We start from the raw sequence: 13,708 nt of genomic DNA, 5'->3' as shown, positions 1-13,708 counted from the left end.
GGAGGACTGTCAGGCGGCTGCCGTCCGGTCGGCCGGGGCAGCCAGGTCGGCCGGGTCAGGCCGGTCAGGCCCGTCAGGCCGGCCCGCGGTCTGCCACGCGGCCGTCGGCGGGGTCGGTCAGCGGCGGCTCGGCGGACAGGAGTCGGCGGGGCCGCGCAGGTCGGCCACGGTCGTGGCGGTTCCCGGGAGGACCGAGCGGGCGGGTGCCCGCAGCCCGTCCAGGAACAACTGGAGATGGCGGTGGACGAAGCGGTCGACGCGGACGCAGTCCGTCCCGGCCGGGGGCCGGCTGAGCTGCGCCACGGCGATCATCAGGTCGCCCACGTCCACGTCGGGCCGGAGCCGGCCGGCCTCTCTCGCCCGCTCCATGATCTCCGCGACGAGTCCTTCGACCCGCTCGCGCGCGGCCTCCAGGTCGGGATGGTGCTGGTCGAAGGTGCCGGCGATCATCGGGCACAGGGCGCTGATCCGCTCGTCGGCGGCGGCGTGCACGAAGCGTTCCAGCGCCTCGAAGGCGTCGCCGGTCTCCGCGAGCGCGGAGCGGGCCGCCCGCGCCGTACGGTCCATCACCGAGCAGACGACCTCGCGGACGAGGGCGTCACGGTCGGGGAAGTTGCGGTACACCGTGGCGTTGCCGACCCCGGCGCGACGGGCGACCTCGTCGAACGGCACGTCGGCGCCGTACTCGACGAACATCTCCCGGGCGGCGGCGACGATCCGCTCCCGGTTGCGCAGGGCATCGGCGCGTGGCCGGGACGCCTTGCGGTGCGCGGGTGCGGCGGTCGACACGGGGCTGCTCCTCGGATGATGCGGGGGTCTCGGTGGCTCGGTGACCCGGTGGCTGGGTGGCTTGGCGGTTCGGTGGCTGGGCGGTTCGGTGGTTCGGTGGCCTGGCGGTTCGGTGGCTGGGCGGTTCGGTGGTTCGGTGGTTCGGCGGCTGGGCGGGTTGTCGGGTTGTCGGGCTCTGACCGGTGGGGCCGGCGAGCCAGGTCGGGTCCGCCGGTCGTAAGGCTCGTGATCCACGGCCCCCGATCCCTGGCCCGCGACCCCTGGCCCCCGGACCCCTGGCCCACGATCCACGGCCCGCGATCCGGGGAGGGAATCCCCGTTTCACTCGGACACGGGTCTAAACGGGGAACCGTTCCCCGGATATTTCCCCTCCGCCGCCCTCTTTCCAGTGACCCGCATCACACCCCACCCCGCCCCCGCCCCCTCCGCGCCCCGACACTCCCCCGACCGGCGACTACCGCCCGGTAACCCACGTTCAGCCCCTCCAACGCGCGCCCCCGCACCCCCCGGCAGAGGGTGAGCGCAAGGGTGCAGTCGGTGACGTGCGGCTGCCGTGGGTCCGGGAGGTGCGCATGCGGCCGCAGGTGCAGGTGCAGCCGCCGAGCCGGCGGATACGCCCTCGCCGTCCGGCCGCCCTCGCGGCGGTCACCCTCCTGACCCTCGCCGTCAGCACCTCGGCCGGCACCGGCCCCCTCGTCCCGGGCACCACGACGGCCGGCCCCGGCCCCGCCACCCTCTCCCGCACCTCCGCGCACGGCCCCTGTCTGATCAGCGGCGGCTCCGAGATCCAGATGTCCGAGGGCGTCCCGACCGCCGCCGGCTACTCCCGCTCCACCGGCACCGTCCGCGCCCTCAACCTGATGATCGACTTCTCGGACGCGCCCGGGGAGGGCAAGGCCCTCGACCGGTACGCCGAGTTCTTCCCGCAGACCCGCGAGTGGTTCGCCACCAGCTCCTACGGCCGGCTCGACTACCGCCCCGACGCTCCCCTCCCCGAGTGGCTGCGGATGCCGAAGCCGTTCGCCGAGTACGGCATAGAGCGCGGCGCCCCCTTCGACCCGGGGTACCGGGAGCTGATCCAGGACCTCGTCTCCGTGGCCGACGCCAAGGTGGACTTCCGCGCCTACGACCTGCTCAACGTGCTGGTCACCCCGAACGCGGGCCCCTCCGCGCTGGACACGGTCCTGTCCGTCACCTTCGCCGGCAACGCCGAGGCACCGGTGGCCGACGGCGTCCCGGTGGCGAACGCGTCCTTCGTCTACTCCCGCCAGGACGACGGTTCCGGTTCCTACGACCGCACCGGCTACCGGGTGCTGCCGCACGAGAACGGCCACGTCTTCGGCCTGCCCGACCTCTACACCCAGGAGGGCGGCGGCGCGGTCGGCCACTGGGACATCATGAGCGAGGACTGGGGCGCCAACAACGACCTGCTCGGCTGGCACAAGTGGAAGCTCGGCTGGCTGGACGCCTCCCAGGTGCACTGCGCCTCCGCGCCCGGCTCGACGGAGTACACGCTGACGCCGCTGGCCCGCAAGGGCGGCGACAAACTGGTCATCGTGCCGCTGGACGGGAAGTCCGGGTACGCCGTGGAGCTGCGCACCCGCGAGGGCAACGACGAGGCGGTCTGCCGGCCCGGCGTGCTGATCTACCGGGTCGACGCGGACGTGGACACGGGGATGGGACCGGTGACGGTCTACGACTCCCGCCGCAACAGCGGAGGCTGTACCCGCAGCCCCAACGTCCACGCCGAACTCTCCGACGCCGCCTTCACCCCGGGCGAGACCTTCAAGGACCCGGGCCGGGGCATCACGATCAAGGTGACGAAGGCGGACCTCAAGGGCGACCACGAGGTACGGGTCACCCGGCGGTGAGGCTCCCGGACTACCGTAGCCCTGCCTCACCCGCCGTACCGGAGAGCCGATGCCCGCCAAGACCACGAACGACGCCGCCCGCGACGAGGGCGCCGCCGCGCCGGCCGAGGCGGCCACGACGCTCACGCGCGCCCAGGCGGCCACCCCCGCCCGGGGTGTCACGCCCGCCGAAGCCGTCACGCCGCTGCTGCGCGGGATCGCCGTGCTGCGGGAACTGACCGAGGCGGACGCCACGCTCAGCGCGAGCGGGCTGGAGAAGGCCACGGGACTGGCCCGGTCCACCGTCGACCGGATCACCGCGACCCTCGCCCGGATGGGATACGTCCGCCTGGACGGCCGGGACGTCACCCTCGCCCCCCGCCTGATGGAGCTGGGCAACGCCTACCTGGCCGCCCTGCGCCTGCCCGCCCTGCTCGGCGCCCGCGCCGACGCCCTCGCGGACGCCCTGGACGAGTCGGTCTCCCTCGCGGTCGGCGACCGGGACGGCATCCGCTTCATCCACCAGGCCACCCGCCGCCGGGCGATGTCCCTGAGCTTCCGCATCGGCGACCTGCTGCCCGCCGAACGCACCGCCCCGGGACCGCTGTTCGCCGCCGAGTGGAGCGAGGACGACTGGCGCCACTGGCGCGCACGCAGGGCCGCCGACCCGAGGGACCACACCTTCCCCGCCGTACCGCCCCGCGAAGCCCCCATGCCGGACGGGGAGTTCGAGCGGCGGGCGGCCGAAGCGGCGTCCCGTGGCTGGGCGTTGGACGACGAGCTGATCGAACCGGGCCTGGTCGCCGTCTCGGCGCCGGTACGGGACCCGGGCACCGGCCGGGTGGCGTGCGTGGCCAACGTGGTGAGCCACACCAGCCGGCACACCGCGCAGGGCCTGCGCGAGACGCTGCTCCCCGAACTGCGCACGGCGGTACGGGCGATGGAGGCCGAGCTGCGCGACGCCCCGCCGCCGTCACCGGGCCCTGCCCCGGCGGGCCTGGCCATCTGGACGGGCGCCTCCAAGCAGGAGCTGGGCCGGGAGTTCGTCGAGTCGCTGGCGCGGGGACTGACCGTGCTGACCGCGTTCGGCGAGGGCCGCTCCGCGCTCACCCTCACCCAGGTCGCCGAGGCGACCGGCCTGGCACGGGCGACGGCACGCCGCGCGCTGATCACGTACGAGTACGCGGGGCTGGTCGCGCCGGGTCCCGGCCGCACCTTCGCGCTGACGCCCGGGGTGCTGTCCCTCGGCTTCCCGCCGCTGTCCCGCACCTCACTGCCCCGGATCGCGGAACCCCACCTGGCCGCGCTCGCCGACCGGGTGAGCGAATCGGCCTCGCTTGCCGTCCTGGCGGAGACCGGCGAGGAGATCCAGTACACGGCGCGGGCCTCGGCGGGCCGGGTGATGAGCGCCCGCGTCGCCATCGGCGCCCGGCTCCCGGCGTACGCGACCTCGCTCGGCCGGGTGCTGCTGGCCGGCCTCCCGGCCGACGCCCGCCCGCCTGCCCCGGCGGCCGGTCTCCCCCGGCTCCTCGACGAGGTGCGGGAGCGTGGATACGCCCTGGTCGACGAGGAGTTGGAGGCGGGGCTGCGGTCGATCGCGGTGCCGGTGCGCGACCGTACGGGCCGGGCGGTGGCGGCGGTCAACGTGGCGATGCACGCCGCCCGCCGGACGCCCGAGGAGTGCGTCACGGAGATCCTGCCGGAGCTGCGCCGCACGGCCGACGGCATCGAGGCGGACCTGCGGGTGGCCGGACGGTTCACCGGAGTCGCCCCGGCGTGAGCACCGCCACCTGGACAGGTGTCGCTTACTGGACAGGTGTCGCCTACTCTCGATCGTATGGTGATCGAGATCTGGGCGGACGTCGTGTGCGCGTGGGCCTACATCGGCCGGCGCCGACTGGAACGCGCCCTCGCCGACCTGGGCGGGGAGGAGACGGGGGTCCGGGGCGCGGGCGGTGCCGAGGTGGTGTGGCGTCCGTTCCGCGTGGACCCGATGGCGCCCGACCCGGCGGTCCCGCTCGACGACGAGCTGCGCGACCCGCTGGTGGACGAGGCGCTGCGCCAGTGCGCCCCCGGCCTCTCCCCGGCCGAGAACCGGACCCGCGTCTCCCGCATCGCCGCGGAGGAGGGCATCGGCCCCCGCTGGGGCGCGGCCTGGCGCACCAGCAGCCACGACGCGCACCGCCTGCTGGTCCTCGCCCTCGACCACGGCGCCCCCGGAACGCAGGACGCCGTGGCGCGGGCCCTGTTGCGGGCCCACTTCGTCGAGGCCCGGGACATCGGCTCGCCTCAGGTCCTGGCCGACGTCGCCCGCGCGGCCGGCTTCCCCGAGGGCCCGGACCTGCTCGCGCGGGGCGAGGGCGAGACGGCGGTACGGGAACTGCTGCTCTCCGGAAAGGCCCGGGGCGTCACCAACTCGCCGACCTTCGTCGTCGCGGGCCGCTCCCTCACCGGCGCCCAACCGCCGGAGGCCATCGCGGAGTTCCTGCGGGCCGCGGCCACGGGGGACGAGCGGAGCCTGCCGGCCGAGGTACGGCGGTTCCGCGAGGCGGAAGCCCTCCTGGACCTGGGCGACCCGCTGGGCTGCCTCACCCTGCTCGCCCCGCTCCTGACCGAGCAGGGGACGGACCGCGGGGTCCGCACGCTGGCCGCCCGCGCCTACTTCCACTCCGCCCAACTGGCCCAGGCGGAGGCCATCTTGCGTCCGCTGGTCACGCGGGTCCCCGACGACTCGTACGCCCGCCTGCTGCTCGGCCGCACCCTCGAACGCCGGGGCCGCGCCGAGGAGGCGGCGGCCCACCTGCGCCTGGCGAGGGCGATGACGCCGTCCTACGGGACGTGAGGGGCGGCCCTCCCGCAGCGGTAGGGGCCCATCGCCCCGCATCCGTGGCCGCGTAGACCCACAGCCTCGTACCCGCGTAGCCCCTGAGCCCGCCTTCCCCCCGACCGGAGGACCCGCGCCCATGCCCGGCACCGCCCCGACCCCCGTCTCCCGGACCACCTCGGACGATCCCCGGGCCCGCCGCACCCGCGCGCGGCTGCACGCGGCCGTGCTCGCCCTGTCCACGGAACGCGACCCGGACACCATCACCATGGCGGAGATCGCGGAACGCGCCGAGGTCAGCCGGGCGACGGTCTACCTCCACTACAAGGACCGCGACGACCTCCTCCTCGACGCGGCCGACAGTGCGATGACCGACCTGGTCGAGGCGGTCCGCGCCTGCCGCGGCGCCCCGGGACCGGACCCGGCCGATCCCGCTCCGCCGGGCCATCTGGTCACGCTCTTCACCCACGTCGCCCGGCACCGCCCGCTGTACGCACGGATGCTGGGCGAGGACGGCAGCGCCCGCTGCGCCGCCCGGCTGCGGAGCCGGCTCGCGGAAGCCTGGCGCTGCGACGCCCGGCGCGAGCAGGCCGGCCCGGAGGCCGCGGCCCGCTCCCACTTCGTCGGCGGCGGTCTGGTCGCCCTGATCGCCCACTGGTCCCGGGGCACCCTGCCGGGCCCGGCCACCCCGGCCGACCTCGCGGCCCTGGCCTGGTCGCTCCTCAGGGCCCACTCCTGACCCGGTGCGCGCTCAGGTCCCGTGGGCGACCACGGGCGGGCCCAGCGGCGCGATCTCCCGGTCGAAGAAGTCAGGGAACGCCTCCCCGCGCTCGTACAGCGCCTCGAACCCGGCCGATGTCTCGCGGATCAGGGCCGGGTCGGTGAAGCGGTTCGCGCCCATCGCGTTTCCGTCGCCGTCATAGAGCACTTCGTACATGGCGACGTCCCCGAGGATCACCACTTCGGGAACCGTGCGGTCCTTCTCGATATCGGAGATCTTCCGGGCGTCGAGCACCCTGATGTTGTCGCCTAATTCCACCCGCAGACGCAGGACGTGAAGCTCCCACTGCACGTACGGGGTCACCGGGAATTCCACCACGCGCAGGCGCCGCTCCAGGATGCCCCGCCGTTCCGCTTCGCGGAACTGTCGCGCGTAGACATCGCGTTTCTCCTGGACAAGGGCGAGCGCACGGTCCCAATCGCCGGCGGCGAACGCCTCCCAACTGGCGAATCCCCGCTCCTTGAAGTCCTGCCCCCGTTCGAGCTTGTTCAGGTGGCGAATCCCGCTCCCGTAGACCTGGCGAAAGTCGGCGTGATACGTGGGACGATCCATGTATGCGGAAAGTCCACGCGAGAAGGATTCAAACATTCGGGATGTCCTGTTTCGCCGCAACCAACATGTTCCGCGGAATGACTACGAGCCGTTCGTCCGCGCCGACGGAGACCCCCGCCGGTAACTTCCGCCCCAGAGGTTCCGTGAGGTCACGGCCGATGACAGCGATGTCCCCGTTCTCCAGTTCCCAGATGTCGGGGCAGTCGGGATTATCGGTCGTGTTCCCCAGTTCCTGCGGCGTTTTCCCCAGCCGCCGCTTGAATGACGTGGCGGGGTCCGCTTCCCAAGGTCTGGTCACTTCCATCGCCCCCTAGATCGGGCCAGAGTTCATCACTGTAGCGTCGCGCACATCGACTTCGCCACGCCATAAGCGGACACACTGAAGAGGACATCCATGACCCCTGGTTGTCCCATCCGGCTCAAGAGTGCGACGATGAATGATCACGAAACAGCACAACATCACAGCGCATCCCATACCAGCCATTTCGACATATGATCCGAAAACTCGGAGAGTTTAGGCAGGGGGAACCATGGACTCGGAGGCGGCAGTGCTCGCGCAGAGCGCGGGAGCCACATTGGTCACGTTGATGACAACCGACGCCTGGGACCGCACCCGAGAGGGAATCACGCGGCTGTGGCGCAGAATGCAGCCGCACCGCGCCGACGCGGTCGCCGCCGAATTGGACGCCACCCGTGACGACGCCCTGGCCGCCGACGAGGCCGACGACCAGGAGACACTGGGCGAACTGCGCCGGGAATGGCAAGGACGGCTGCGGCGGCTGATCACCGCCCACCCCGGCGCCGCCGCGGAACTGCGCGCGCTCCTCGACGAGATCGAGCCGCCGACGGCGACCGGTCCCACGATCACCCAGCACGCCACCGCCTCCGGCCACGCCCGTATCTACCAGGCCGGACGAGACCAGCACACCACCGAACGATGACCGGCGCGATGGACGGCCACGCCGAGGACCGCGGCCGGGTCTACCAGACCTCGGGTGACCAGCACATCAGCGAACACCACCACTACGGCGACGCGCCGCCCCCGCCCGGCGGCCCCGACTCGGTACGCCGCCCGGCCGTCGGCCGGCCTCCGGCCGTCCTGCGTGACCGCACCGAGGTACTGCGACGCCTGGACGCGAGCGTGCGGGCGGGCCGGTGCGGCGAGGTCTACGTCCTGTACGGCATGGGCGGCAGCGGCAAGACCGCCGTCGCGTACACCTTCTTCCACCGGGCCACCCGCGAAGGCGACCGGGTCGGCCTGTGGGTCAGCGCCTCGGACCGCGCGAGCCTGCGCGCCGGCATGCTCGCCGTCGCCTCCGACCGGGGCGCCGACGACAGTGAACTGCTGGCCGCCCGCAACGGACTCCGCCCCGCCGCCGATCTCGTCTGGCAGCACCTCGACGCCTCCGCCGAGCCCTGGCTGCTGGTGCTCGACAACGCCGACGAACCCGAGATCCTCCGCGACGGCAGTTGGCTGCGGACCAGCCCGCGCGGCACGGTCCTGGTGACCACCCGCCGGTCGGCCGCCCGTTGGTGGCCGGGGGCAGAGCTCCAGCACATCGGCGTACTGCCACGCGAGGACGCCGCACGGGTGCTCCAGGACCTCGCCCCGCACAGCGGCACCCGGGAGGAGGCCGCGGAGATCGCGGAACGGCTCGGCCGGCTGCCGCTCGCCCTCACGCTGGCGGGCGGCTTCCTCTCCCAACAGGTGCTCGATCCCTGGACGATGGAGACCTACGGGCGCCGCCTGGAGGACGAGGAGGGGGTGGAACTCATCGACCAGGGGGCCGATGCCCTGTCGGACGAGGACCCCCGGCACCTGGTCGGCCTGACCTGGCAACTGACCCTCGACGCCTTCGAGGCCCGCGGCCTGCCCGAGGCGACCGCACTGCTGAGGCTCCTGGCCCGCCTCGCCCCCGAGCCGCTGCCGCTCTCCCTGCTCAACCGCGCCGAGATCGACGGAGCCCTGCCCCGGGCCCGCTGCGAAATCGCCCTGAGGGCCCTGCTCGACCAGTCCCTGACGGAACTGGTCGACGTCGGGGTGCGGTGCGTACAGAGCCACGCGGTGCTGCTGGACAGCGTCGCGGCGGCGACGCCGGCGGACAGGCTGCCGGCCCTCGGCACCACAGCGGTCCGGCTCCTCGACGCGGCCGTACCCGCCGTGCCCGACGCCGGCCCCCACGATCCCCTCCTGCGGCTGCTGGTGCCCCACACGCTGGCCCTCCTACGACGCGCAGGCACCCCCTCGGTGACCGCCGACGCGCTTGCCGTGGCGACCCGCCTGTCCACCGCCCTGCACCGCACCGGCGACTACCTCTCCGCCCGGGAGACCGCCCGGATGGCTGCGGACCTCGGCGAACGCCGCCTCGGCGCCGAGCACCGCCTCGTCCTGGCCGCCCGCTCCCGCGCCGGACGCGCCCTCTTCCGGCTGGGCCGATACACCGAGGCGGAGCCGCTGCTCGTACGCGTCCACGCTGCCCAGGAGCGCCTGTTCGGGGCGGACGACCCCGACACCCTGGACAGCGCCCACGGCCTCCAACTCGTCCTCGGCAACCTCGGCCGCCGCGCCGAGGCCCTGGCGCTCCTGCGCTCCACCGCCGCCGGCCGCCGAAGAACCCTCGGCCCCACCCACCCCCTGACCCTGCGCTCCCGCTCCAGCCTGCTGGTCCTGCTGACCCCGCCCGAGCTGCTCACCGAGGAGGACGGCACACTGCTCTCCCTGCCCGCCGACTGCGTCCGCTCCCTGGGCCCCGACCACACGGTGACCTGGGGCGCCCATCACAACCACGCCTGGGCGCTGTACCAGTTGGGCCGCTTCGAGGAGGCCGAAGAGGAGATCCGGCGGGTCACCGAGGCATACCGACGCCGCTTCGGCGCCGACTACCCGATCACGCTCTCCGCCCAGCAACTCCTGGCCCGCACCCAGTCCGCACGCGGCCACCTGGACGCGGCCATCGAGCTGATGACAGACGTCGTGACCCGACGAGAACGCGGCCTGGGCCCCACCCACCCCTTCACCACCGCCGGCCGCCACCTGCTCGACACCCTGACATCGGAGCGAGGACGCCCAGAGGCCCCATGACACCCCGGGCCGCCGCCGAAGCCACCACACGACACCTGGGGCACAGCCCCACCCGCTAGACTGTCCGTGGCGCACCACCCAGGTGGCGCGTCGTGCGGATGCCCGAATCCCTCGGAGCACCCACACATCCCACGCCTTCGTAGCTCAGGGGATAGAGCACCGCTCTCCTAAAGCGGGTGTCGCAGGTTCGAATCCTGCCGGGGGCACAGCGCAGTAAGCCGCTGACCTGGGGTTTCCTCTCCAGGGAGGCGCCCTATTCGGCCTCGGACTCCTCGTCCGGGGCCGTTTGCGTGAGCGGTGCGTGAGCTGACCACCGCTCGACAGCCCGCCCGCGTCCTGATCACCCGCATCCAGCACACCGGCCGCAACCCGGCACCCAACCGCCGAGCCGAAGCCGCCCGCCGCCGTTCCACCCTCGCAGGATCGATCCGCGCCCGGCAGACCCACGGCGGTCAGCTTCCGCCGACGACTGCGACGCCTATCGAGCAGCAGCGCAGACAGCGCCGATAGGGACCGTCAGGCCCGCAGGGGTTGCGTTCCTCCGGTATCGGAGGAACATGTGAGGCTTTTCCGGATCACGCTGTCGCTGGCGCGCAGAGCCGACGTCAGTTCTCCTCGCAGCTCGTCCGGGAAGAACCCCGTGCCGAGGGCGCAGGCGCCCACCAGCGCGCGACAGTCCTGCACTTGCCGGTCCGTGGCAATCTCGGCGAACCGAGGGTGAGCCAAATTCTCGCGGGCCGCATAGCCGTCCTTGGCGTCCGTCGTCCTGCGGTAGAGGTCCTCGACGATGAGGTGCGCGGCGAGCTCCTCGGCGGGCCCGATCGCGTCGAGGACGGTAAGTCCGAGGCGAGTGTCGAAGACGGTCATCCCGGGTTCGGCCTTCCGTCCGGAGTAGGCCGTCACCAGGTCGGGCAGATGGCTGTCGATCGGCTGCCCGGCGTCACGGCGGCACAGGACGGTCAGGCATGCCGTGACGGCTTGTTCCCACGGGTCGCCGGGCTTCGTGGCAGTAAGGAGACCCGCAGCCCCTGCCGTGTCGTTCGCAGTGAGGGCGGCGAGTACGGCGACCTGCCGACCGTCGAGCATCCGCTGCCCGATGCCATGGTGGGCTTCGATGTGCGCCAGGGCCTCGGCCCATCGCCCCTCGGTGGCGAGGGTGCGCGTGCCGTCTGCGAGGAGGACGCGCCACAGCCATGCGCGAACTTCCTGGCGGTCTTCACGGGTCGCAGTGAGGTCCGCAGGTACGGTGACGCCCTCGAACCGTGCCGCTGTGCCGGTCTCCACGGCCTTGTACAGGTCGAGGAGTCGCTGACGCCCCTCGTCGGCGTGGCCAGCGCGGATCTGGAGGCGGGCGAGGTTGACGACCGGTTCCAGTCCTCGGATCGCGGTCATGCCGGGCAGGGGGCAGGCGTGGAGGTAGGCGGCGGCGTGCTGGTGGCACATCTCGCGGGCGAGGTCGGGGAGGCCGAGGTCGGAGGCGATGAGCGCGGCCTGGTTGTAGACGGCCGATGCGAGACCCTGGTCGGCCTTCTTCACTGCGGTGTCGGCCAGGTCGACGAGTGCGCGCACACGTTCCGGCAGAGGCAGGCAGGCGGGGCGGAATCGGGCGACGAGCGGGAAGCGCTGGGCTGTGAGGCCGTGCGGGTCCATGGATCCCCCGGGTCGAAAGTGAGGACTGCTGAGGCGGCGGTGCCCGCCAGCCGTGTGCCGACGGGCACCGTCCGCTACGCGTGGGACGTCATCGCCAGTCGACGACGATGCGGTTCAGCGGGGTGTCGAGGGCGAAGAGACCGGGGCGCTGCTCGATCTCGGGGGCGTCAAGGGGCTGGATCTCGAACGTGGCCTCACGGTCGTGGTAGTCGCGATCCCAGGTGCGGATGGCGTCGGCGACCCTCGCGGCCAGTTCGTCACTGCCGGGGCCGTGGCCGATGACGCCGAACTCCCAGAGCTTGTCGCCCTCGGGCGTCTGCTTATTCGACAGCCGCCGGGCGAGGTAGGTGACGGCGCCCTTGTCGACGACCGCGGTCGACGAGGGGTAGGGGTCCTCCGTGAGCAGAGTGCCCTTGGCGCTCTGGGGAAACAGCATCCGGATCAGGCCGGAGGGAAGGGAGCAGGTGACGAACAGTTCCATCCATTCCGGCGACTCCATGGCGCGGACCGTCATGCCGGTCCACTTCTCGGTGCGCGGCTGGTCAAGTACGCCTGCGAGGGCGTCGGCGTCGATGTTGAGCCCGGCGGGGGCCTGGAGTCGTACGGCGCCGTCCGTACTGAGCGGGATCACTCGGCGGTCGTCGTCAGCGATGCCCCGCCGAAGCGGCATGAAGGTGTTCATCTCGCTGCCGAGGGACACCCACCGGCCGTCACGCTGCTCGTAGGCGATGGAGCGGGACACCGTGCCCTTGAGGCGCTGGGGGACGAGGAGCCGACCGCCGGGGGCAAGCTGGTGCAGCCAAGCATGCGGAACACCGTGCGCGCCCACAGTGGCAATGATCCGGTCGTACGGTGCTCCCTCGGTGTAGCCGAGAGCCCCGTCGCGGGTCACGGCCTGGACGTTGGTGATCCCGGCGGCGGCGAGGTGCGCACGGGCGCCCTCCACCAGATCGTCATCGACGTCGAGCGTGGTCACGTGTCCGCTCTCGCCGACCAGGTGGGCGAGCAGACCGGCGTTGTAGCCGGTGCCGGCACCGAGTTCGAGGATGCGCTCGCCGGGCTGGGCGTCGAGCTGGTCCAGCATGAGGGCGACGACGCCTGGCTGGGAGGCGCAGGAAATGGACGTGCCGTCGGTGTCGTACTTGATGTGCACTGGCGCGTTGGTGTAGGCGTCTTCGAGCAACGCCTCGGGCACGAACACGTGGCGGGGCACGGTCCGCAACGCGGTCTCGACGGCGGGCGTGCGGGCGTGTCCGTCCGCGCGGAGCTGGTCGACCAGGGCGTTGCGGAGACGCTCGGCGTCCGCCGTGGGGGTGGTGATCGTGTCGGTGTTCACCGCGCTGACGCTATCGATGTCGGCTGTTGCCTCGGTAGGCGACTCGGTGTGGTCACTCGTTCCCATGACTACCTCTCGTGCGATGTGGGACAGGGCGCTCTGGTCGTCCCGGAGGAGACCGGCGCGGTTGGCGTGGAAGATCACGTGATGGGCGATGACGGCTCGCAGGCCGCGGGTGAGGGCGCCGCGGCCTGCAAGCTCGGCGAGCGTGGCTCCGGCCCGTTCGAAGGCGGTCACCCATTCCTCGTGAGCGTGCAGTGGGCCACGCGGGCGACAAAGGCTGTGGGCATCGGCGGTCATGAGTTTCCGCATGGCCGGAGCCAGTTCGGCGGCTCGTGCGGGTGGTGGTGGATTGGCGGCCGGTCGCAGGGCCGCGACCTTCGCCCATACGTCGCCCTGTTCGAACCAGTCGAGTCCAGCACCGCGCATCATGACGCTCGCCAGCAGGACGGCGGTCTCCCGGCGTCCCAAGTGCATCGGGCTCAGCTGGTAGGTGAGCAGGTGGTGGGAGTCGCTGTGGAACAGTTCGTGGGCTGCATCCATGGCCTCGGGTCCGCCGAACGTGTCGGTCTCGGGCTCGTAGACGCAGGGCAGGCACGACACGGCCACGCCGTCGCCGATGAGATCGCTCAGGAGCGACTCAATGGCTGGTGAGGGCTCGTCCGCGAGGTAACGCAGCGGCCAGGCCTGCTTGTTCATGAACCACCAGCCGGCGAGCTGCCCGTCGGCCTCGGCCTCGATCAGGGCGGGGCCGAGGCGTTCGGCGATGGTGCGCCGGGCGCTCTCGCGGTCGAGGAAGGTGATGTTGTGCTGCTGCCAGTGGTCGGGAGGCATAGAGGTCCTT

11 protein-coding genes, 1 tRNA gene and 1 pseudogene are annotated in these 13,708 nt (G+C 72.5%); 8 read left to right on the top strand and 5 right to left on the bottom strand.

Annotated features, from left to right (window positions below):
• Nucleotides 1–117 precede the first annotated feature (117 nt).
• Nucleotides 118–789, bottom strand: coding sequence for a TetR/AcrR family transcriptional regulator (locus J5Y05_RS23390; protein ID WP_210875023.1), 672 nt, complete (start codon nt 787–789; stop codon nt 118–120).
• A 572-nt stretch (nt 790–1,361) separates the two neighbouring features.
• Between J5Y05_RS23390 and J5Y05_RS23385 the strand changes: the two genes are divergently transcribed.
• The 4 genes from J5Y05_RS23385 to J5Y05_RS23370 all read left to right on the top strand — a co-directional run bounded on the left by J5Y05_RS23385 (nt 1,362) and on the right by J5Y05_RS23370 (nt 6,202).
• Nucleotides 1,362–2,660, top strand: coding sequence for a M6 family metalloprotease domain-containing protein (locus J5Y05_RS23385; RefSeq protein ID WP_210875022.1), 1,299 nt, complete (start codon nt 1,362–1,364; stop codon nt 2,658–2,660).
• A 49-nt stretch (nt 2,661–2,709) separates the two neighbouring features.
• On the top strand, nt 2,710–4,419 hold the full coding sequence (locus J5Y05_RS23380; protein WP_210875021.1) for an IclR family transcriptional regulator domain-containing protein: 1,710 nt from the start codon (nt 2,710–2,712) through the stop codon (nt 4,417–4,419).
• A gap of 57 nt (nt 4,420–4,476) precedes the next feature.
• Nucleotides 4,477–5,481, top strand: coding sequence for a DsbA family protein (locus J5Y05_RS32490; protein WP_210875020.1), 1,005 nt, complete (start codon nt 4,477–4,479; stop codon nt 5,479–5,481).
• 121 nt (nt 5,482–5,602) lie between these two features.
• Nucleotides 5,603–6,202: a TetR/AcrR family transcriptional regulator gene (locus J5Y05_RS23370; RefSeq protein ID WP_210875019.1), complete on the top strand. Its 600-nt coding sequence runs from the start codon at nt 5,603–5,605 to the stop codon at nt 6,200–6,202.
• Between the two features lie 12 nt (nt 6,203–6,214).
• Here the strand turns inward: J5Y05_RS23370 and J5Y05_RS23365 are convergent, their stop codons facing one another.
• Nucleotides 6,215–6,832, bottom strand: coding sequence for a DUF6879 family protein (locus J5Y05_RS23365; RefSeq protein WP_210875018.1), 618 nt, complete (start codon nt 6,830–6,832; stop codon nt 6,215–6,217).
• On the bottom strand, nt 6,825–7,094 hold the full coding sequence (locus J5Y05_RS23360; protein ID WP_210875210.1) for a hypothetical protein: 270 nt from the start codon (nt 7,092–7,094) through the stop codon (nt 6,825–6,827). Before J5Y05_RS23360 ends, J5Y05_RS23365 begins: the two co-directional genes overlap by 8 nt.
• Nucleotides 7,095–7,326: 232 nt before the next feature.
• On the opposite strand from J5Y05_RS23360, the gene J5Y05_RS23355 reads away from it, so the two are divergent.
• The 4 genes and pseudogenes from J5Y05_RS23355 to J5Y05_RS31995 form a co-directional block, all read left to right on the top strand.
• Nucleotides 7,327–7,737, top strand: coding sequence for a hypothetical protein (locus J5Y05_RS23355; protein ID WP_210875017.1), 411 nt, complete (start codon nt 7,327–7,329; stop codon nt 7,735–7,737).
• Nucleotides 7,734–9,878 carry a tetratricopeptide repeat protein gene (locus J5Y05_RS23350; RefSeq protein WP_210875016.1) on the top strand — a complete coding sequence of 715 codons (2,145 nt, stop codon included), beginning with the start codon at nt 7,734–7,736 and terminating at the stop codon, nt 9,876–9,878. Before J5Y05_RS23355 ends, J5Y05_RS23350 begins: the two co-directional genes overlap by 4 nt.
• 133 nt (nt 9,879–10,011) lie before the next feature.
• Nucleotides 10,012–10,084 (top strand) — tRNA-Arg (locus J5Y05_RS23345).
• Between the two features lie 88 nt (nt 10,085–10,172).
• Nucleotides 10,173–10,388, top strand: a pseudogene (locus tag J5Y05_RS31995) (mobilization protein); the annotation flags it as partial.
• A 6-nt stretch (nt 10,389–10,394) separates the two neighbouring features.
• On the opposite strand, the gene J5Y05_RS23340 reads toward J5Y05_RS31995, so the two are convergent.
• Complete coding sequence (locus tag J5Y05_RS23340) at nt 10,395–11,528, bottom strand: hypothetical protein (RefSeq protein WP_210875015.1); 1,134 nt, start codon at nt 11,526–11,528, stop codon at nt 10,395–10,397.
• An 88-nt stretch (nt 11,529–11,616) separates the two neighbouring features.
• Nucleotides 11,617–13,698 (bottom strand): methyltransferase, FxLD system, encoded by a 2,082-nt coding sequence (fxlM, locus tag J5Y05_RS23335; protein WP_210875014.1) that lies wholly within the window; start codon nt 13,696–13,698, stop codon nt 11,617–11,619.
• Nucleotides 13,699–13,708 lie beyond the last annotated feature (10 nt).

The sequence above is a fragment of the Streptomyces tagetis genome, assembly GCF_018069565.1.
GTDB lineage: Bacteria > Actinomycetota > Actinomycetes > Streptomycetales > Streptomycetaceae > Streptomyces > Streptomyces tagetis.
Note: the sequence above shows the minus strand (reverse complement) of the source record. Positions and strands in the feature narration are given on the sequence as shown.